We start from the raw sequence: 20,518 nt of genomic DNA, 5'->3' as shown, positions 1-20,518 counted from the left end.
AGGCCCGCCCTGACAACCACGATGTCAGAGCTAAAACAATCAGCCCTTGAACACTTCATCCAGCAGGTTATGCATCGACACAAACGCCCGACCGGCGATTTTGGCGTCGTACATCATCATGCCCGGCACATTGGCGTGAGGGTCGGTGAACGAGTGGAAAGCACCACCATAGCTCAGCAACTGCCAATCCACGCCCGCCGCGTTCATTTCTTCTTCAAACGCAGGCAGTTGTTCTTTCGCCACCAACGGGTCGGAGGCGCCATGCAATACCAACACCGCGCCCTTGATGTTTTTCGCATCAGCCGGGTTTGGCGTGTCCAGCGAACCATGGAACGACACTGCCGCCTTGATCGGTGCACCTGTGCGCGCCAGTTCCAGCGAGCAGCAACCCCCAAAGCAGAAACCGAAGGTCGCCAGCTTGGCGGTATCGACAGCCGCATCACCCTGCGCCTGTAACTGCTCGAAAGCCGCCTGCATACGCTGGCGCAACAGGCCACGGTCATTTTTCAGCGGCATCATCGCCGCGCCCGCCTCATCGTTGCTCTGCGGGCGAACGGCTTGACCATAGAGGTCAGCGATCAACACCACATAGCCCTTGGCCGCCACCGCTTTGGCGATTTCTTCGGCGCCAGCGCTGATACCCATCCAGTTCGGCGCCATCAACAGGCCAGGACGCGGCCCGGTGTGATCGGCATCGAAGGCCAGACGACTTTCATACGGCTGGCCGTCGATCTGATAAGCGACGGAACGAACAGTGATTTGACTCATGAACAACCCTCAGGAAAGGCACCAGAATGAAAAAACCCGCCGAAGCGGGTTTTTGTACAACGCAGTTAAACCGACAGCTCAACCAGCAGCTTGTTGAGACGGCGCACGTACGCGGCCGGGTCTTTCAAGCTGTCGCCGGCCGCCAGGGCCGCCTGATCGAACAGGATGTGCGACAGGTCGCCGAAGCGCTCGTCGCTCTGTTCGTTGTCGAGTTTCTCGATCAGCGGGTGAGCCGGATTGAATTCGAAGATCGGCTTCGAATCCGGGACTTTCTGACCGCTGGCTTCGAGGATCTGACGCATCTGCAAGCCCAGGTCCTGTTCGCCGATGGCCAGGATCGCCGGGGAATCGGTCAGACGGTGGGAAACCCGCACTTCGGCAACGGAGTCGCCCAGTGCAGCTTTCAGACGCTCAACCAAGCCTTCTTTGGACTTGGCGACTTCTTCAGCAGCCTTCTTGTCCTCTTCCGAGTCCAGGTTGCCCAGGTCCAGGTCACCGCGCGCCACGTCGACAAAGCTCTTGCCGTCGAAATCGCTGAGGTAGCTCATCAGCCACTCATCGATGCGGTCGGTCAGCAGCAGCACTTCGATGCCTTTCTTGCGGAAGACTTCCAGGTGCGGGCTGTTTTTGACTTGTGCGTAGGTTTCGCCGGTCAGGTAGTAAATCTTGTCCTGACCTTCCTTGGCGCGGGCCAGGTAGTCGGCCAGGCCAACCACTTGCTCGCCTTCTTCGCCGCTGGTCGACGCGAAACGCAGCAGACCGGCGATTTTTTCCTTGTTGGCGAAATCTTCTGCCGGGCCTTCTTTCATGACCTGACCGAAGTTCTTCCAGAAGCCCTTGTATTGCTCAGGCTCGTTCTTCGCCAGTTTTTCCAGCATGTCCAGCACGCGCTTGGTCAGCGCCGACTTCATGGAGTCGATGATCGGGTCTTTCTGCAGGATTTCCCGCGACACGTTCAGCGACAGGTCGTTGGAATCGACCACGCCCTTGATGAAGCGCAGGTACAGCGGCAGGAACGACTCAGCCTGGTCCATGACGAACACACGCTGCACGTACAGCTTCAGGCCTTTCGGCGCTTCACGCTGGTACAGATCGAACGGAGCACGGGCCGGCACGTACAGCAGCGAGCTGTATTCCAGCTTGCCTTCGACCTTGTTGTGGCTCCAGGCCAGCGGGTTTTCGTAGTCGTGGGCGATGTGCTTGTAGAACTCCTGGTATTCCTCGTCCTTCACTTCAGTGCGAGGGCGAGTCCACAGGGCGCTGGCGCGGTTGACGGTTTCCCATTCAACGGCTGGCTTCTCTTCGCCTTCGACAGCCGTCACTTCTTTCGGCAGCTCGATCGGCAAAGCGATGTGGTCGGAGTACTTCTTGATGATGTTGCGCAGACGCCAGCCATCGGCGAATTCGTCTTCGGCAGCTTTCAGGTGCAGGACGATACGGGTGCCGCGATCAGCCTTCTCGACGGTGGCAACTTCGAACTCGCCTTCGCCTTTGGACGACCAGTGCACGCCTTCGCTGGCCGGGCTACCGGCACGACGGCTGAACACGTCGACTTTATCGGCAACGATGAACGCCGAGTAGAAGCCCACACCGAACTGGCCGATGAGGTGAGAATCTTTTTTCTGGTCGCCAGAAAGGTTTTTCATGAAATCGGCAGTGCCCGACTTGGCGATGGTCCCCAGATGGGTGATCACGTCGTCGCGGTTCATGCCGATACCGTTGTCTTCGAGGGTGACGGTTTTAGCGTCCTTGTCGAAGCTCACACGGATTTTCAGTTCGGCGCCACCTTCCAGCAACTCAGGCTTGGACAGGGCTTCGAAGCGTAATTTGTCGACAGCGTCAGAGGCGTTCGAGATCAATTCGCGAAGGAAAATTTCCTTGTTGGAATACAGCGAATGGATCATGAGGTGCAGCAGTTGCTTCACCTCGGTCTGGAAGCCCAGGGTTTCCTTTTGAGTTTCCACACTCATGGTCATCAAACTCCAATCAGATGGCAGTGGCCGCGACCTTCAGGGTCGACGGCGGGTTGTCATCAGAGTTTGGGGCTGAGTTCAGGATTTCAAGGGCTCGTCGATTTTGAAATGTGCGCGAGCCGTGGCGATGGGCTGCGCTTCGGTGGTTTGCCAGGCGGTAATCGCCACATTGGCCACCCGACGGCCCTGGCGGCAGACCTGGCAGCGGGCCCAGGTGTCGCGAAAATGCCCGGCGCGCAGATAATCGAGTGAGAAGTCGATGATCTTCGGCACTCCCGGTGAACCGGTGAAGACCAGCAGGTGCAGGGCCGCCGCCAGCTCCATGAACCCGGCAATCACGCCGCCATGAATCGCCGGCAATAAAGGGTTACCAATGTTGTCCTTGTTGGCCGGCAGGCGAAACAGCAGTTCATCTCCGACCCGCGAGCATTCGACGCCAATCAGTTTGGCGTAGGGAATCAGTTGCAGCAGCGCGGCATAGTCGCCCTGCGCATGGGCCTGTTGCAGCTGTTCCTTGAAGGCATCAGTCATTTCGCACCTCCGGCAATCGCGCCGCCAAAACCCTTGGTGCCTTTGATGCCCTTGCCCATGCGCATGAATGTACCGACAACATGGGCAATCGGCTGCTCAGGGTCGTCCTGATAGGCGAAACCGCGGGCGAAGATCACATCAGTGGTCACCCGATAGCACTGGGCAAAGCCATAGACGTCCTTGTGCGGTTCGGCGGCGTGCATGTAGTCGATGCGCAGGTCCAGGGTCGGGCAGACTTCGAACTCGGGCAATACACAGAGCGTGGCCATGCCACAGGCGGTGTCCATCAACGAGGTAATGGCGCCGCCATGGATCACGCCGGTTTGCGGGTTGCCGACGATCTGCGGGCCGTACGGCAGGATCACTGTCAGCCCTTCGCTGCTGGCGCTGTGCACCCGCAAGCCCAGCACCTGACAATGCCTGAGGGCCGACATGAATCGCGTCGCGCGCTCAAAAACGGGGTTATCGGCCATTCAGTGGATACTCGTGTTAGTGCGCGTTCTAAGCCACGTAGGAGATTTCAAAAGTTCCATTCAGAATAAACTTATATATCTGTATGAAATGAGGAACTTATCGTTGTGGGGTGCGTTCGAAAGGCCAGTAGATATTTTCCATAAGGAGAAACACCCCATGCGTAAGACTTTAGCTATTGCCTTGATGTTGACCGCTTCCCTCGGTCTCGCTGCCTGCGATAAAAAATCCGAGGACAAAGCTCAAGATGCTAACCAACATGCTGAGCAAGCCCAGCAAAAAATGAACGAAGCTCAGGATAAAGTGAACGACGCGGCGAAAGAAAACGCCGAAGCTGCCAAAGATCAGGCTGAATCGAACGACGCAGCAGCAAAAGAAGCTGCTCCGGCTGACGCCCCCGCCAAAAACTGAAACAGTTTTTAGCGTGATAAAAGAAAACCCGCCAAGTGCGGGTTTTCTTTTGCCTGTTATTTGCTCTGTTAGAGCAGGATGGTTCTAAAAGTCGGACTAATCATCAGCACTAACGAACAGACCAGGCCGACCATCCAGACCAGGCTGCGCAGCGACGGACGATCCGTCAGATAAAAGGCCAGGTAAAGCACTCGCGCAATCACAAAGATGATCGCCAGTGAGTCAATCAGCCAGCCCGCCGTCTGGGTGGTATGCGCCATCAATACGCCCACCGCAAACAGGATAAACGCCTCGATGCTGTTTTGATGGGCCGCCAGTGCTCGCGCGCCAAGGCCGGTCAGTTGTGCCTGCTGTTGGCGTGGCAAATGGTTGTTGTAACCGCCCTGCTCTTTCATGGCCTTGGCCACAGGCATGCGCGCCACATAGATCAGCAATGCACTAATGAACACACACCAGAACGGAATACTCATCAAACGACCTCCTTGTTGATGTCAGGCGTTGGCGCCTCTGTAGGGGTATAGACCATCACGTCGAGTACGTCGGAATGAAACTCCCGACGATAGAGCACCAACACCACGCCGGCGCTCATCAACATGAATAACCAGGGGCTGACGAACCACGCCAGCATGGTCATGCCGAAATAATAAGAACGCAGGCCGAAGTTGAACTGGTTGGCGGCCATGGAAATGACCCGTGCTGCCCGGGAGGCGAACGCCTTGCGCTCCTGCTCGCAGACGTGACGTTCGCCGATCATTGGCGCCGACCCCACCAGCACCGCCGCGAAATTGTACTGACGCATGCACCAGCTGAAGGTAAAGAACGCATAGACAAAGACCAGGGCCAGGCACAGCAGCTTGATTTCCGACATGCCCTGGGACGCCTGTTGCACCATCGGGATATCCGCCAGCAACGACACGGCCCTTTCGGAGGCGCCGAGCACGGTAAGAATGCCGGCCAGGATGATCAAGGTGCTGGAGGCGAAGAACGAGGCGTTGCGCTCCAGGTTGCCGATCACACTGGCGTCGGCAATGCGGTTGTCACGCAACAGCATGCGGCGCATCCAGTCTTCGCGATACAGGTGCAGCACGCTGGCCAGGCACGCGGTGTCGCGGCCCTTCCAGGATGCATAGCGGGTGTAACCGCCCCAGCAGATGGCAAACCAGAGTGCGGCAAGCAGGTGGATCAGGTTGGCTTGGATGAACGACATGCAGGTCCTTTGATAGAAAAACAGTGTGGACGTTGGCTCGTGTGGTGAAGGGATTTATCCCCTCAGCACAAGAATCCGTGTACGCATTGGATCCGGGCAGTGCTTCGACTGCTGACTCCGGGAAAAAGACACTGCCTGAGTGCTAATGCCGGCCAGTTAAGGATTTGCACACCGCAATCCTTGTGGGAGCAAGCTCACTCCCACAAGGTTTTGTGTCTTAACTGATCGGTATTACTGCCTGACGCCCATAAAAAATGCCCCGTATCGATTGATACGGGGCATTTCTGTTTTGGCCGGCAGCCCGCTTGTGGCGGGCGTTCAGGTCAAGCCAGGGCTTCGCTGCGCTTGCCCAGCAGGCGGTCGCAGATGGCGGCCACCACCAGGGTCATCACCGACGGCACCAGCCACGCCAGACCTTGCTCGCTCAGCGGCAGATGAGACAGTTGGCTCGGCATCCAGTCCGCCAGACCAGCGCCCTTGAGCGCATCGATCATGCCGAAAATGAACGACACCAGCATCACCGGACCGACAATGCGGCCCTGCTCACGCCAGAAGTCCTTGCAGAAGCTCAGGGCCACCAGCGCGATGCACGGCGGGTAGATCGCGGTCAGTACCGGGATCGAGAACGCAATCAGCTTGGTCAGGCCCAGGTTGGACACCAGCAGCGAGAACGCGGCCAGGATGATCACCAGGGTCTTGTAGGACAATGGCAGCACACGGCTGAAGTATTCGGCGCAAGCGCAGGTCAGGCCTACCGCCGTCACCAGGCACGCCAGCGAGATCAGCACCGCCAGGAAACCGCTGCCCAACGAACCAAAGGTGTGTTGCACGTAGGCGTGCAACACAGCGGCACCGTTGGCGGCACCAGCTGCCACTTCATGGCTGCCCGAACCCAGGCGGAACAGGCTGACATACACCAGCGCCAGACCGACACCGGCAATCAGCCCGGCAATGATCGCGTAACGGGTAATCAACGCTGGCGACTCGACGCCACGGGAGCGAATGGCGTTGACGATGACAATGCCGAACACCAGTGCGCCCAGGGTATCCATGGTCAGGTAACCATTGATGAAGCCCTGGGAGAACGGTGCCGCCACGTATTCAGGCGTGGCCACGCCGATATCACCGGCTGGCAAGGCGAACGCGGCGATGCCAAGTACCGCCAGGGCGATGATCTTCAGCGGCGCGAGGAAACGCCCTACCGTGTCGAGCAGACGGCCCGGATACAGCGAGATGAAGAACACCAGCAGGAAGTACACCGAGCTGTAGAGGAACAGTGCCAGCGGGCTCTCACCAGTCAATGGCGCCAGGCCGACTTCAAACGATACGGTGGCGGTACGCGGCGTCGCGAACAGCGGGCCGACCGCCAGGTAGCACGCTGCCGCCAACAGACCGCCGGCGACTTTGCCGATCGGGCTGCTCAAGGCATCCATCGCGCCACCGACCTTGGCCAGGGCGACCACGGTGATCACCGGCAAACCGACCGCGGTGATCAGGAAACCCAGCGCCGCCATCCAGACATGAGGCCCGGACTGCAAACCGACGATAGGCGGGAAGATGATGTTGCCGGCCCCGACGAACAGGGCAAAGGTCATAAAACCAAGTGCCAGGATGTCCTGGCCTTTCAACACTTTCATTAAGGAAATACCACACTACTGAATCGGAATTTAGAGAGGGATTTCCCTGATGGGTGAGGGAAATGCTGTCGATCCGTATAGGACTGACCCGTTTAGCGCGTAGCTGCCTTGTGGGCCGCAAACGCAAAATGGCGGCTAGCGTAACGAATTTGTCTGACAAACGCACTGTTAGGGGGCGAAGTATCCGATCTGCGACATTCGAATGTCGCGTTTACATATCTAATTTACCGACACAGAACCCTGTGGCGAGGCGGCTCGCCCCCGTTCGGCGGCGCGGCGCTCCGACACGCCCCCTCGCCACAAGAGCCTGGGAACGATCATCCCGCAAACGACAAAGGCCACCCGAAGGTGGCCTTTGTCTGGTAAAGCGTCAGCTAAGCGCGTGGCTTATTTGATCGCCCAACCGGTCAGCTCGGACAAAGCCTTGCCGATGTCTGCCAGCGAACGCACGGTTTTAACGCCTGCGTCTTCCAGGGCAGCAAACTTCTCGTCTGCAGTGCCCTTGCCGCCAGAGATGATTGCGCCAGCATGGCCCATGCGCTTGCCTGCAGGGGCAGTCACACCAGCGATGTAGGAAACAACCGGCTTGGTCACGTGTGCCTTGATGTAGGCAGCCGCTTCTTCTTCAGCCGAACCGCCGATCTCGCCGATCATCACGATCGCTTCGGTCTTCGGGTCTTCCTGGAACAGCTTCAGGATGTCGATGAAGTTCGAACCCGGGATCGGGTCACCGCCGATGCCGACGCAAGTCGACTGACCGAAACCGGCGTCAGTGGTCTGCTTCACAGCTTCGTAGGTCAGGGTGCCGGAACGGGAAACGATACCGACCTTGCCTGGCAAGTGAATGTGACCTGGCATGATGCCGATCTTGCATTCGCCTGGAGTGATCACGCCTGGGCAGTTAGGACCGATCAGGACTACGCCCAGCTCGTCGCACTTGACCTTGGCATCCAGCATGTCCAGGGTAGGAATGCCTTCAGTGATGCAAACGATCAGCTTGATGCCGCCGAATGCCGCTTCCAGGATGGAGTCCTTGCAGAAAGGAGCTGGAACGTAGATCACGCTGGCGGTGGCGCCAGTGGCAGCTACAGCGTCTTTCACGGTGTTGAACACTGGCAGGCCCAGGTGCTCGGTGCCGCCTTTGCCCGGAGTTACGCCGCCAACCATCTTGGTGCCGTATTCGATGGCTTGCTGGGTGTGGAAACTACCTTGCGAACCGGTAATACCCTGGCAGATAACTTTGGTGTCTTTATTGATCAGGACGCTCATTACTTGCCCTCCGCAGCTTTGACAACTTGTTGAGCAGCGTCGGTCAGGCTGGTAGCCGCGATGATGTTCAAACCGCTTTCTGCCAGTACTTTAGCGCCCAGCTCAGCGTTGTTGCCTTCAAGGCGAACAACAACCGGGATTTTCACGCCGACTTCTTTCACTGCACCGATGATGCCTTCGGCAATCATGTCGCAACGAACGATGCCGCCGAAGATGTTGACCAGTACTGCAGCGACGTTAGTGTCGGACAGGATGATCTTGAACGCTTCGGTAACGCGTTCTTTGGTAGCACCGCCGCCCACGTCGAGGAAGTTGGCTGGTTTGCCGCCATGCAGGTTGACGATGTCCATGGTACCCATGGCCAGGCCAGCACCGTTGACCATGCAACCGATGTTGCCTTCCAGTGCCACGTAGTTCAGTTCGAACTTGGCAGCGTGCGCTTCGCGCGGATCGTCTTGCGACGGATCGTGGAAAGTCTTCAGCTTAGGCTGACGGTACATGGCGTTGGCGTCGATGTTGATCTTGGCGTCGAGGCAATGCAGATCGCCGTCAGCCTTGATCACCAGCGGGTTCACTTCCAGCAGAGCCAGGTCGTGATCCTTGAACAGCTTGGCCAGACCTACGAAGATCTTGGCGAACTGAGCAACCTGCTTGCCTTCCAGACCCAGCTGGAATGCCAGCTCGCGACCCTGGAATGGCTGAGCGCCAACCAGTGGATCGATAGTGGCCTTGAGGATTTTCTCAGGGGTGTCGTGAGCGATTTTCTCGATGTCCACGCCACCTTCGGTGGAAGCCATGAACACGATGCGACGGCTCGAACGGTCAACGACAGCGCCCAGGTACAGCTCTTTAGCGATATCAGTGCACGATTCAACCAGGATTTTGGTCACTGGCTGACCATTGGCATCAGTCTGGTAAGTCACCAGACGCTTGCCCAACCACTGTTGAGCGAATGCTTTGGCGTCTTCTCTGCTGCGAACCAGCTTTACGCCGCCCGCTTTACCGCGACCACCTGCGTGAACCTGGGCTTTGACAACCCATTCGGTCCCGCCGATCTTGTCGCACGCTTCTGCTGCTGCTTCCGGGGTGTCTACGGCGAAACCCTGGGATACTGGCAGGCCGTATTCAGCGAACAGCTGCTTACCCTGATACTCGTGAAGATTCATGCTTATTACCGTCTTCGTTAGGTACTGCGCATTCGGTGCTGCACTTGTTCAAGTGCCGCACCACCTGTGACTGCTGCTTGCGTAGGTGTTCCGGATAACCGGTGAGACTACGCAAGGCTGCGTCCGGCGGACATTCCGCGGTGAGTCTTGCACGCAAGGCTCACGACGGGCCATACCGCCGTGGTTTCTTATTGTCTTGTCTTAACGTTTCTTGCGGTTGGCGATGTGGATGGCGCCGCCATTCACTGCCAAAGCTGCTTCGTGCAAGGCTTCGGACAGGGTCGGATGGGAGAAAACCATCATGCCCAGGTCTTCAGCGCTGGTGCCGAATTCCATACCGATCGCGCCCTGCTGAACCAGTTCTGCAGCGCTTGGGCCAATCACGTGGACGCCCAATACGCGGTCGGTCTTGGCATCTGCGATGACCTTGACGAAACCACCGGTATCGTTGGCGGCCATGGCACGGCCAGAGGCTGCAAACGGGAAGGTGCCGACGTTAACTTCAACGCCTTCAGCTTTCAAGGCTTGCTCGGTTTTACCGACCCATGCAATTTCCGGGTGAGTATAAATAACCGAAGGGATCAAGTCATAGTTCATCTGGGCTTTGTGGCCCTTGATGCGCTCGACAACCATGATGCCCTCTTCCGAGGCCTTGTGCGCCAGCATCATGCCGCGAACCACGTCACCGATGGCGTAAACGCCCGGTACGGTGGTGGCGCAATGATCGTCAACGTGCACGAAACCGCGCTCATCCAGGGTCACTCCACAATCAGCGGACAGCAGATCAGTGGTCACCGGACGGCGACCAACGGCTACGATCAGCTTGTCGAACGTGATGTTCTGTTCGCCGTTGGCATCGGTGTAGTTCACAACGACTTCGTCGCCATTCACTTTGGAACCGGTAACGCGAGCGCCCAGCTTGATGTCCAGACCCTGTTTGGTCAGGGTTTTCAGCGCTTCCTTGGAAACAGCAGCGTCAGCCGCCATCAGGAAGGTGTCCAGCGCTTCGAGAACGGTCACTTCTGCGCCCAGACGGGACCAGACCGAACCCAGCTCCAGACCGATCACGCCAGCGCCGATCACGCCCAGACGTTTTGGTACGGACTGGAATTCCAGAGCGCCAGTCGAATCGACGATCACGTTCTGGTCAACCGGAGCCGGTGGAATGTCGATCGGACGCGAACCTGGAGCCAGGATCACGTTCTCGGCTTCGATGATTTCTACCGAACCGTCAGGCTTGGTGACTTCGACTTTCTTGCCGGCCAGCAGTTTGCCGTGGCCCTGGATCGAGGTCACACCGTTGGCTTTGAACAGGGTCGCAACGCCGGAGGTCAGGCCTTTGACGATGTTGGCCTTGCGGCCGACCATCGCCGAAACGTCCATGGTCACGCCAGCGTGGTTGATACCGTGGATCGCGAAGCCGTCCTGGGCTTCGTGAAACTTCCAGGAGCTGTCCAGCAGCGCCTTGGATGGAATGCAACCAACGTTCAGGCAAGTACCGCCCAGCGCCAGTTTGCCTTCCTTGTCGGTGTACTTCTCGATGCAGGCAGTGGTGAGGCCCAACTGCGCCGCCTTGATGGCAGCTACATAGCCGCCAGGGCCCGCGCCGATCACTACTACGTCAAATTTCTGCGTCATTCAAAAAATCCTCTTTAAACGGCAAGCTTGAAGCCGCAAGCCTCAAGCCAGGCTGCCTGTTTCTGCAGCCCGGTACTTGAAGCCTGCAGCCGCTTCTATCAGATATCCAGCAGCAAACGAGCCGGGTCTTCCAGCAGGTTCTTGATGGTAACCAGGAAGGTCACAGCTTCTTTGCCATCGATCAGACGGTGATCGTAGGACAGGGCCAGGTACATCATCGGACGGATAACCACCTGACCGTTGATCGCCATAGGGCGCTGAAGAATGTTGTGCATGCCCAGGATGGCCGCTTGCGGCGGGTTGACGATCGGAGTCGACATCATCGAACCGAAGGTACCACCGTTGGTGATGGTGAACGTACCACCGGTCATTTCGTCCATCGACAGTTTGCCGTCGCGAGCCTTCTTGCCGAAGGTGGCGATGCCGCCTTCGATTTCAGCCAGGCTCATCAGTTCGGCGTTACGCAGAACCGGCACAACCAGGCCACGGTCGCTGGAAACAGCAACACCCACGTCGGCGTAGCCGTGGTAAACGATGTCGGCACCGTCGATCGAGGCGTTGACAGCCGGGAAGCGTTTCAGCGCTTCGGTGGCAGCCTTGACGAAGAACGACATGAAGCCCAGGCGTACGCCGTTGTGGGACTTCTCGAACAGGTCCTTGTACTTCGAACGCAGGGCCATGACTTCGGTCATGTCGACTTCGTTGAACGTGGTCAGCATCGCCATGTTCGACTGAGCTTCAACCAGACGCTTGGCTACGGTGGCACGAACGCGGGTCATCGGTACGCGCTTCTCGATGCGGTCGCCAGCGGCGAACACAGGAGCAGCGGCGGACGGAGCAGCAGCCTTGGCAGGCGCGGCAGCCGGAGCGGCTTTCTTGGCAGCAACAGCAGCAACGACGTCTTCCTTGGTCACACGACCGCCTTTGCCGGTGCCGGCAACGGAAGCGATGTTGATGCCGTTTTCTTCAGCCAGCTTGCGAGCAGCCGGTGCAGCAACAGGATCGTCTTCGCCTTCGGCAGCTGGAGCGGCAGCCTGTGCAGCGGCCGGAGCAGCGGCAGCCGCTGGAGCGGCAGCAGCGCCGCCCGCTTCGATCGAGCCCAGAACCTGGTTGGACAGGACGGTGTCGCCTTCGTTGGCGATGATGGCGCCCAGGACGCCGTCAGCTTCGGCCAACACTTCGAGCACGACCTTGTCGGTTTCGATGTCGACGATCAGGTCGTCACGCTTGACGGCCTCGCCTGGTTTCTTGTGCCAGGTGGCAACGGTGCCATCGGCAACCGATTCCGGGAACGAGGGGGCTTTGATTTCGATAGCCATTATCTGTGGGTCCTTAAAATTCGGTTTCAGTCAGCGCGAAGGCGTTAAACAGTAAAGGCGTCTTGCAGCAGTTTTTCCTGCTGCTCAGCGTGCATCGATGCATAACCACAAGCAGGTGCGGCAGAAGCGTCACGGCCCGCGTACTCGAGTACGAGAGATTTGTCGTGACCGCCAATGATGCGGCGCATGTGGTGTTGGCTGCAGTACCAGGCACCCTGGTTCATCGGCTCTTCCTGGCACCAAACGATGTGTTTGAGGTTGGAATAAGGAGCCAGGACTTCAATCAAGTCGTCCTCAGGGAACGGGTACAGCTGCTCGAGACGCACGATGGCGATGTCATCACGACCTTCGGCACGGCGTTTTTCCAGCAGGTCGTAGTAGACCTTGCCGCTACACAGAACAACGCGACCGACCTTTTTCGGGTCTTGTACGTCGATTTCCGGGATCACGGTCTGGAACGAACCTTCGGCCAGATCTTCCAGGGTCGAAATGGCCAGCTTGTGACGCAACAGCGACTTCGGAGTCAGCACGACCAGCGGCTTGCGCAGCGGACGAATCACCTGACGACGCAGCAAGTGGTAGATCTGGGCCGGGGTAGTCGGCATGCACACCTGGATGTTGTGCTCGGCGCACAGCTGCAGGTAACGCTCCAGACGAGCCGAAGAGTGCTCCGGACCCTGACCTTCATAACCGTGTGGCAGCAGCATGGTCAGACCGCAGAGACGGCCCCACTTGTGCTCGCCGCTGGTGATGAACTGGTCGATAACCACCTGGGCACCGTTGGCGAAATCGCCGAACTGGGCTTCCCAGATCACCAGCGCCTCAGGCGTGGTGGTCGAGTAACCGTATTCGAACGCCAGTACGGCTTCTTCGGACAGGAACGAATCGTACAGATCGAAACGTGGCTGGCCGGCGTACAGGTGCTGCAACGGGATGTAGGTGCCCGCGTCTTTCTGGTTGTGCAAGACAGCGTGACGGTGCGAGAACGTACCGCGGCCGATGTCCTGGCCGGTCATGCGAATCGGGTGACCTTCGAACGCCAGGGTCGCGTACGCCATGGTTTCGGCGTAACCCCAGTTGATCGGCAGGCCGCCGGCTTGCATTTTCTGACGGTCTTCGTAGATCTTCGCGACCTGACGCTGAACCACGAAGCCTTCCGGAATTTCCAGCAGCTTGGCGGACAGCTCTTGCAGGGTCTTGAGATCGAACGTGGTGTCGTGACGCGCAGTCCAGGCGTGGCCCAGATACGGACGCCAGTCCACGAACAACTCTTTGTTCGGCTCCTTGACCAGGCTTTTTACCACGTGCAGACCGTTGTCCAGCGCGTTGCGGTATTCATCGACTTTCGCCTGAACACGCGCTTCTTCCAGCACATTGGCCTGGATCAGACGTTCGGCATACAGCTCACGGGTGGTGCGCTGCTTGGCGATCTGCTGATACATCAGCGGCTGGGTGCCGCTTGGCTCGTCGGCCTCGTTGTGGCCGCGACGACGGTAGCAGACCAGGTCGATCACCACGTCACGCTTGAACTGCATGCGGTAGTCAATGGCCAGCTGGGTCACGAACAATACAGCTTCCGGATCATCACCATTCACATGGAGGATCGGCGCCTGGATCATTTTCGCAACGTCGGTCGCGTACTCGGTGGAGCGCGAGTCTTCCGGATTGCTGATGGTGAAGCCGACCTGGTTATTGATCACCAGGTGGACCGTACCGCCAGTCTTGAAGCCGCGGGTCTGCGACATCTGGAAGGTTTCCATGACCACGCCCTGACCTGCGAATGCAGCATCACCGTGGATGGAAATCGGCAGCACTTTCTCGCCGGTAGCATCGTTACGACGATCCTGGCGGGCACGAACCGAACCCTCGACCACTGGAGAAACGATTTCCAGGTGGGACGGGTTGAACGCCATCGCCAGGTGAACTTCACCGCCGGCGGTCATGACGTTGGACGAGAAGCCCTGGTGATACTTGACGTCACCGGAACCCAGCTCGACCTTCTTCTTGCCTTCAAACTCGTCGAACAGCTCGCGCGGGTTCTTGCCGAAGGTGTTGACCAGCACGTTCAGACGGCCACGGTGGGCCATGCCGATAACGATTTCCTTGGTGCCGTAGGAACCGGAACGCTGGATCAGCTCGTCAAGCAACGGGATCAGGCTCTCGCCACCTTCCAGACCGAAACGCTTGGTGCCCGGGTATTTGGTGCCCAGGTATTTTTCCAGGCCTTCAGCGGCGGTAACGCGCTCAAGCAGATGGCTCTTGATGTCGGCAGAGAACGCCGGACGGCCACGCACGCTTTCCAGACGCTGCTGGAACCAGTGGCGCTGCTCGGAATCGACGATGTGCGTAAATTCAGCGCCGATGGTGCGGCAATATGTCTGCTGCAACGCTTCGTGAATTTCGCGTAGGCTCGCTTCCTCTTTGCCGATGAACAGGTCGCCGGCACGGAAGGTCGTATCAAGATCGGCATTGGTCAAGCCGTAATGATTGATCGACAGGTCTGCAGGTGCAGGACGCTGCCACAGCCCCAGCGGGTCAAGCTGGGCTGCCTGGTGGCCACGCATACGGTAGGCCTGGATCAATCGCAGCACTTCAACTTGCTTCTTCTCGTGCTCACTGCTCACGCTGCCGGCGGAAACCGGTTGGGCGCGGCGCTGGTTCTTTGCCAGCAAGACGAAATGATCGCGAATCGTGGAGTGCGAAACATCGGTGGCAGTGTTGCCATCAGCAGGCAACTTCTGGAAGTAGGTGCGCCACTCTTCTGGCACAGCGTTAGGGTCGTGCAGGTAGAGCTCATAGAGCTCTTCCACATAGGCAGCGTTACTACCGGATAGGTAGGCGCTGTTCCACATGCGCTGCATCACGCTTTCTTGCATGCTTGGTCACCCTCGGTTAGGGGAACACCACCGGCGTCGACACCGAGCACACTTGCAGAAGTCCGAATGCAGCGACTAAAACAAGCCACTTAGGATCACGCTGATAGTCCGGGTACCAGCCCGGATGCCCCTGCTTGTCTCATTTCTTCAAAATAAGAGCCGCAGCTTCATGAGCTGCTGCTCAGGTTAAAACTACGGCGCCGGTTGAAGCCTGCGCCGTAGCATCTTCGGTACTGCGGTCCTACGGGTACAACAGCTGAATCACACGCCGCTCTGCAGAAGCATGTTACGGATGTGACCGATGGCCTTAGTCGGGTTCAGGCCTTTCGGACATACGTTGACGCAGTTCATGATGCCCCGGCAGCGGAATACGCTGAACGGGTCATCCAGTGAAGCCAGACGCTCGGACGTCTTGGTGTCACGGCTGTCTGCCAGGAAGCGATACGCTTGCAGCAGTGCAGCTGGACCCAGGAATTTGTCCGGGTTCCACCAGAAGGACGGGCAAGAGGTCGAGCAGCAAGCGCACAGGATGCACTCGTACAGACCGTCGAGCTTCTCACGCTCTTCAGGAGACTGCAGACGCTCGATGGCCGGAGCCGGCGTGTCGTTCTGCAGGTAAGGCTTAACCTTCTCGTATTGCTTGTAGAAGATGCTCATATCGACGACCAGGTCACGGATAACCGGCAAACCTGGCAGCGGACGAACGATCAACTTGTTACCTTTTACAACGGCAGACAGTGGCGTGATGCAGGCCAGACCGTTTTTGCCGTTGATGTTCATGCCGTCGGAACCGCAAACACCTTCACGGCAAGAGCGACGATAGGAGAAACCCTCGTCCTGCTCTTTGATCAGGGCCAGCACGTCCAGCACCATCAGGTCTTTACCACCGGTATCGACCGAGAATTCCTGCATGAACGGCGCAGCGTCCTGATCAGGGTTGTAACGATAAACACTGACTTTCAACATGGCAGCCACCCTTAATAAGTCCGAATCTTAGGTTCAAAAGTCGGAACTGTTTTCGGCGAGAAGTTCACGGCACGCTTGGTCACGCGCTTGTCACCCGGGAAGTACAGGGTGTGGCACAGCCAGTTTTCGTCGTCACGGTCTTCGAAGTCTTCACGGGCGTGAGCGCCGCGGGACTCTTTACGTACTTCGGCAGCGATGGCGGTGGCTTCAGCCACTTCCAGCAGGTTCTGCAGCTCAAGCGCTTCGATACGCGCAGTGTTGAACGCCTGCGACTTGTCGTTGATCTTGACGTTGGCGATGCGCACACGCAGATCAGCCAGCTGGGCAATACCCTTCTGCATGTATTCGCCGGTACGGAACACACCGAAGTAGTTCTGCATGCAGTTTTGCAGCTCGCGACGCAGGGTTGCCACGTCTTCGCCTTCGGTACGCTCGTTCAGAGCGGACAGACGCGCCAGGGCCGCCGTGATGTCGGCGTCAGTGGCTTCGTCGTATTCGATCCCGTCGGTCAGCGCTTTTTCCAGGTGCAGACCGGCTGCACGACCGAATACCACCAGGTCGAGCAACGAGTTACCGCCCAGACGGTTGGCACCGTGAACCGATACGCAAGCCACTTCGCCTACCGCGAACAGGCCCGGGATGACCGCGTCAACGCCGTTTTCATCCTGGGTGATCGCCTGACCGTGAATGTTGGTCGGAACACCGCCCATCATATAGTGGCAGGTAGGAACAACCGGAACCGGAGCAACCACCGGGTCAACGTGTGCGAAAGTCTTCGACAGTTCGCAGATGCCTGGCAGACGGCTGTGCAGCACTTCCTCGCCAAGGTGGTCGAGCTTGAGCAGTACGTGGTCGCCATTCGGACCGCAACCGTTACCGGCGATGATTTCTTTAACCATCGAACGGGCAACAACGTCACGACCGGCAAGGTCTTTGGCGTTCGGAGCATAACGCTCCATGAAACGCTCGCCGTGCTTGTTGATCAGGTATCCACCTTCACCACGGCAACCTTCTGTCACCAGAACACCGGCGCCGGCGATGCCGGTCGGGTGGAACTGCCACATTTCGATGTCTTGTACCGGCACGCCAGCACGCAGGGCCATGCCGACGCCGTCACCGGTGTTGATCAGGGCGTTGGTGGTGGATGCGTAGATACGACCTGCACCACCGGTAGCCAGAACGGTGGCCTTGGCACGGATGTAGGTGGTTTCGCCGGTTTCGATGCAGATGGCAATCACACCGACGAATGCGCCGTCCTGGTTTTTCACCAGGTCGACTGCGTAGTACTCGTTGAGGAACACGGTACCGGCTTTCAGGTTGCCCTGATAAAGGGTGTGCAGCAGCGCGTGGCCAGTACGGTCGGACGCGGCGCACGTACGGGCAGCCTGCCCGCCTTTACCGTAGTCCTTCGACTGACCGCCGAATGGGCGCTGGTAGATACGGCCTTGTTCGGTACGCGAGAACGGCATGCCCATGTGGTCCAGCTCGTAAACAGCAGCCGGGCCTTCCTGACACATGTATTCGATAGCGTCCTGGTCACCGATGTAGTCGGAGCCCTTGACGGTATCGTACATGTGCCAGCGCCAGTCATCGTTCGGATCAGCAGACGCGATGGCGCAGGTGATGCCGCCCTGGGCGGATACAGTGTGCGAACGGGTCGGGAAAACCTTGGTGATCACGGCAGTCTTGTGACCACCCTGCGCCAGCTGCAGCGCTGCGCGCATGCCGGCACCGCCACCACCAATGATGATGGCGTCGAAAGAAATCGTTGGAATGTTAGCCATGGATCAGATACCCCAGAGAATCTGCACACCCCAGACGAAGTAAGCGAACATCGCGACGCCGCATACTGCCTGGAAAAGGAAACGTACTGCAGTCGCGGACTTGCCCAGCGCCATCGGCGTCAGGTAGTCGGTCGCGATGGTCCACATGCCGACCCAGGCGTGAGCGCCCAGGGCCACAAGGGCCAGCAGACTGAAGATACGCATCCCGTTGTGGGCGAACAGACCGTGCCATTGGACGTAGTCAATGCCAGGGTGCGCCGCAAGGTATCCGATCAGGAAGATGAAATAAGCCGCGAGAACGACCGCAGACACACGTTGCGCCATCCAGTCATAGAGGCCTGAACGCGACAGGTTCGTAACGCTGGTTACCATATCCAAACTCCCGCCAGAACGATCAACACCGCAGACACGGCGATAATGATTTTCGAGCCCAGCTTGCCGCCTTCCAGCGTCTCACCGATGCCCATGTCCATGATCAAATGGCGCACGCCGGCTACCATGTGATACAGCAAGGCGGAGAGGAGGCCCCATGCTACGAACTTGGCCAGCGGACTGGTCAAGCATGCCTTCACCTCGGCAAAACCTTCCTCGGAACCCAGGGATTTGCTCAATGCATACAGCATGAAGCCCAGGCCCAGGAAGAGGATGATGCCGGAAACACGGTGAAGAAACGACGTAACGCCGGTGATGGGGAGTTTGATGGTCCTTAGGTCTAGGTTTACAGGTCGTTGGCTTTTCACGGCTTTTTTCACACTGAAGAGCCCCTAACAATCAGGGCAAAGTTGTTGGGGAGTGCACTGGTCAGGTAACCACCACCCAGGGATGCGACCCCCAATAAAGCAGGCCCAAAAGCCTCTGGCGGTCGGTGGCCGAGTATAGACAGTTAGGCTACTAATGACAACGCGTTCACCTCCCCCTAATAGCGCATTGCACAAGTCGGATAAAAGGCGTAAATGGCAGGTAATTTCGAGGAAAAAGTGCGGTTAAAGCCTTCTGGAGCAAGACTTTAGGCAAATTGACATTCGAATTTATCTCACTATAGTGGTGCGGGCCCTGCGTGGGGGGTCTGTCTGATGATTTCAAGCATAAATAGGAGGCCACATGGCTGACAAAAAAGCGCAGTTGATCATCGAGGGCGCAGCCCCCGTCGAGCTGCCCATTTTAACCGGCACCGTTGGTCCCGATGTAATCGACGTTCGGGGCCTGACGGCCACGGGCCGTTTCACCTTTGACCCTGGTTTCATGTCGACCGCCTCCTGCGAGTCGAAAATCACCTATATCGACGGCGACAACGGCATTCTGCTGCACCGCGGCTACCCGATCGAACAGCTGGCTGAACAGTCGGACTACCTGGAAACCTGCTATCTGCTGCTCAACGGCGAATTGCCGACCGCAGAACAGAAGGCCCAGTTCGTCAGCACCGTGAAGAACCACACCATGGTTCACGAGCAGTTGAAGACCTTCTTCAACGGCTTCCGTCGCGACGCCCACCCGATGGCCGTCATGTGCGGCGTAGTCGGCGCCCTCTCGGCCTTCTACCACGACTCCCTCGACATCAATAACCCGCAGCATCGCGAAATTTCCGCGATCCGCCTGGTTGCCAAGATGCCGACCCTGGCCGCGATGGTTTACAAGTACTCCATGGGCCAACCCATGATGTACCCGCGCAACGACCTGACGTACGCGGAAAACTTCCTGCACATGATGTTCAACACCCCGTGCGAGATCAAACCGATCAGCCCGGTGCTCGCCAAGGCCATGGACAAGATTTTCATCCTCCATGCCGACCACGAGCAGAACGCATCGACTTCTACCGTACGTCTGGCCGGCTCGTCGGGTGCCAACCCGTTCGCCTGTATCGCCGCCGGCATCGCCGCACTGTGGGGCCCTGCCCACGGCGGTGCGAACGAAGCCGTTCTGACCATGCTTGACGAAATTGGCGATGTTTCGAACATCGACAAGTTCATCGCCAAGGCCAAGGACAAGAACGATCCGTTCAAGCTGATGGGCTTCGGTCACCGGGTTTACAAAAACCGCGACCCTCGCGCCACCGTAATGAAGAAGACCTGCGACGAAGTGCTGAAGGAACTGGGGATCAAGAACGATCCGCAACTCGAACTGGCCATGCGCCTGGAAGAGATCGCCCTGACCGACCCGTACTTCATCGAACGCTCGCTGTACCCGAACGTCGACTTCTACTCGGGGATCATCCTCAAGGCGATCGGCATTCCGACCAGCATGTTCACCGTGATCTTCGCTCTGGCGCGGACCGTTGGCTGGATTTCGCACTGGAAGGAAATGCTCTCCAGCCCGTACAAGATTGGCCGTCCGCGCCAGCTGTACACGGGTTACGAGTCGCGTGATATCACCAAGCTGGAAGACCGCAAATAAGATTTGTCTTGCGATAATGTCTTGAGTTGTACCGGGAACGGCCTCTATTTATATAGGGGCCGTTTTTGTTTGTGCTGCTTTTGTTGTTTTGGGGTTGGGGTTGGGGTTGGG

18 protein-coding genes are annotated in these 20,518 nt (G+C 58.1%); 2 read left to right on the top strand and 16 right to left on the bottom strand.

What is annotated here, in order from left to right:
- Positions 1–39: 39 nt before the first annotated feature.
- From POF45_RS24870 to POF45_RS24855, 4 genes are all read right to left on the bottom strand, one after another.
- On the bottom strand, positions 40–768 hold the full coding sequence (locus tag POF45_RS24870; RefSeq protein WP_259500918.1) for a dienelactone hydrolase family protein: 729 nt from the start codon (positions 766–768) through the stop codon (positions 40–42).
- 65 nt (positions 769–833) lie between these two features.
- Positions 834–2,738 carry a molecular chaperone HtpG gene (gene htpG / locus POF45_RS24865; protein WP_259500916.1) on the bottom strand — a complete coding sequence of 635 codons (1,905 nt, stop codon included), beginning with the start codon at positions 2,736–2,738 and terminating at the stop codon, positions 834–836.
- Positions 2,739–2,819: 81 nt separating this feature from the next.
- Positions 2,820–3,272, bottom strand: a complete 453-nt coding sequence (locus POF45_RS24860) for a PaaI family thioesterase (protein ID WP_259500914.1) — start codon at positions 3,270–3,272, stop codon at positions 2,820–2,822.
- A complete protein-coding gene (locus POF45_RS24855; RefSeq protein ID WP_259500912.1) occupies positions 3,269–3,745 on the bottom strand; it encodes a PaaI family thioesterase in 477 nt (158 codons plus the stop codon). Before POF45_RS24855 ends, POF45_RS24860 begins: the two co-directional genes overlap by 4 nt.
- Before the next feature lie 157 nt (positions 3,746–3,902).
- Here POF45_RS24855 and POF45_RS24850 point away from each other — a divergent pair, with 157 nt between their 5' ends.
- Positions 3,903–4,154 (top strand): hypothetical protein, encoded by a 252-nt coding sequence (locus POF45_RS24850; RefSeq protein WP_259500909.1) that lies wholly within the window; start codon positions 3,903–3,905, stop codon positions 4,152–4,154.
- Positions 4,155–4,222: 68 nt separating this feature from the next.
- On the opposite strand, the gene POF45_RS24845 is transcribed toward POF45_RS24850, so the two are convergent.
- The 12 genes from POF45_RS24845 to sdhC form a co-directional block, all read right to left on the bottom strand.
- Positions 4,223–4,624 carry an MAPEG family protein gene (locus POF45_RS24845; protein WP_259500907.1) on the bottom strand — a complete coding sequence of 134 codons (402 nt, stop codon included), beginning with the start codon at positions 4,622–4,624 and terminating at the stop codon, positions 4,223–4,225.
- Positions 4,624–5,361, bottom strand: coding sequence for a DUF599 domain-containing protein (locus tag POF45_RS24840; RefSeq protein ID WP_282316969.1), 738 nt, complete (start codon positions 5,359–5,361; stop codon positions 4,624–4,626). The genes POF45_RS24845 and POF45_RS24840 overlap by 1 nt, the downstream gene beginning before the upstream one ends.
- 323 nt (positions 5,362–5,684) lie before the next feature.
- A complete protein-coding gene (gene brnQ, locus POF45_RS24835; RefSeq protein ID WP_259500905.1) occupies positions 5,685–6,998 on the bottom strand; it encodes a branched-chain amino acid transport system II carrier protein in 1,314 nt (437 codons plus the stop codon).
- A 387-nt stretch (positions 6,999–7,385) separates the two neighbouring features.
- On the bottom strand, positions 7,386–8,267 hold the full coding sequence (gene sucD / locus POF45_RS24830; protein WP_008148605.1) for a succinate--CoA ligase subunit alpha: 882 nt from the start codon (positions 8,265–8,267) through the stop codon (positions 7,386–7,388).
- Entirely contained in the window at positions 8,267–9,433 is a 1,167-nt protein-coding gene (gene sucC / locus POF45_RS24825) for an ADP-forming succinate--CoA ligase subunit beta (protein ID WP_092271323.1), read from the bottom strand. The genes sucD and sucC overlap by 1 nt, the downstream gene beginning before the upstream one ends.
- A gap of 201 nt (positions 9,434–9,634) precedes the next feature.
- Positions 9,635–11,071: a dihydrolipoyl dehydrogenase gene (lpdA, locus tag POF45_RS24820; RefSeq protein WP_259500897.1), complete on the bottom strand. Its 1,437-nt coding sequence runs from the start codon at positions 11,069–11,071 to the stop codon at positions 9,635–9,637.
- A 98-nt stretch (positions 11,072–11,169) separates the two neighbouring features.
- Positions 11,170–12,390: a 2-oxoglutarate dehydrogenase complex dihydrolipoyllysine-residue succinyltransferase gene (gene odhB, locus POF45_RS24815; protein WP_259500895.1), complete on the bottom strand. Its 1,221-nt coding sequence runs from the start codon at positions 12,388–12,390 to the stop codon at positions 11,170–11,172.
- Between the two features lie 44 nt (positions 12,391–12,434).
- Positions 12,435–15,266: a 2-oxoglutarate dehydrogenase E1 component gene (locus POF45_RS24810; RefSeq protein WP_259500892.1), complete on the bottom strand. Its 2,832-nt coding sequence runs from the start codon at positions 15,264–15,266 to the stop codon at positions 12,435–12,437.
- A 261-nt stretch (positions 15,267–15,527) separates the two neighbouring features.
- Complete coding sequence (locus POF45_RS24805) at positions 15,528–16,232, bottom strand: succinate dehydrogenase iron-sulfur subunit (protein WP_259500889.1); 705 nt, start codon at positions 16,230–16,232, stop codon at positions 15,528–15,530.
- Between the two features lie 11 nt (positions 16,233–16,243).
- Positions 16,244–18,016 carry a succinate dehydrogenase flavoprotein subunit gene (gene sdhA / locus POF45_RS24800; protein WP_259500887.1) on the bottom strand — a complete coding sequence of 591 codons (1,773 nt, stop codon included), beginning with the start codon at positions 18,014–18,016 and terminating at the stop codon, positions 16,244–16,246.
- A 3-nt stretch (positions 18,017–18,019) separates the two neighbouring features.
- Positions 18,020–18,388, bottom strand: a complete 369-nt coding sequence (sdhD, locus tag POF45_RS24795; RefSeq protein WP_259500884.1) for a succinate dehydrogenase, hydrophobic membrane anchor protein — start codon at positions 18,386–18,388, stop codon at positions 18,020–18,022.
- Positions 18,382–18,768, bottom strand: coding sequence for a succinate dehydrogenase, cytochrome b556 subunit (gene sdhC, locus POF45_RS24790; RefSeq protein ID WP_259500882.1), 387 nt, complete (start codon positions 18,766–18,768; stop codon positions 18,382–18,384). The genes sdhD and sdhC overlap by 7 nt, the downstream gene beginning before the upstream one ends.
- Positions 18,769–19,117: 349 nt before the next feature.
- Between sdhC and gltA the strand changes: the two genes are divergently transcribed.
- Entirely contained in the window at positions 19,118–20,407 is a 1,290-nt protein-coding gene (gene gltA / locus POF45_RS24785; protein ID WP_071486445.1) for a citrate synthase, read from the top strand.
- Positions 20,408–20,518 lie beyond the last annotated feature (111 nt).

It is taken from the genome of Pseudomonas fungipugnans (assembly GCF_029955235.1).
Taxonomy (GTDB): Bacteria; Pseudomonadota; Gammaproteobacteria; order Pseudomonadales; family Pseudomonadaceae; genus Aquipseudomonas; species Aquipseudomonas fungipugnans.
This window is presented reverse-complemented; position numbering and strand designations above follow the sequence as displayed.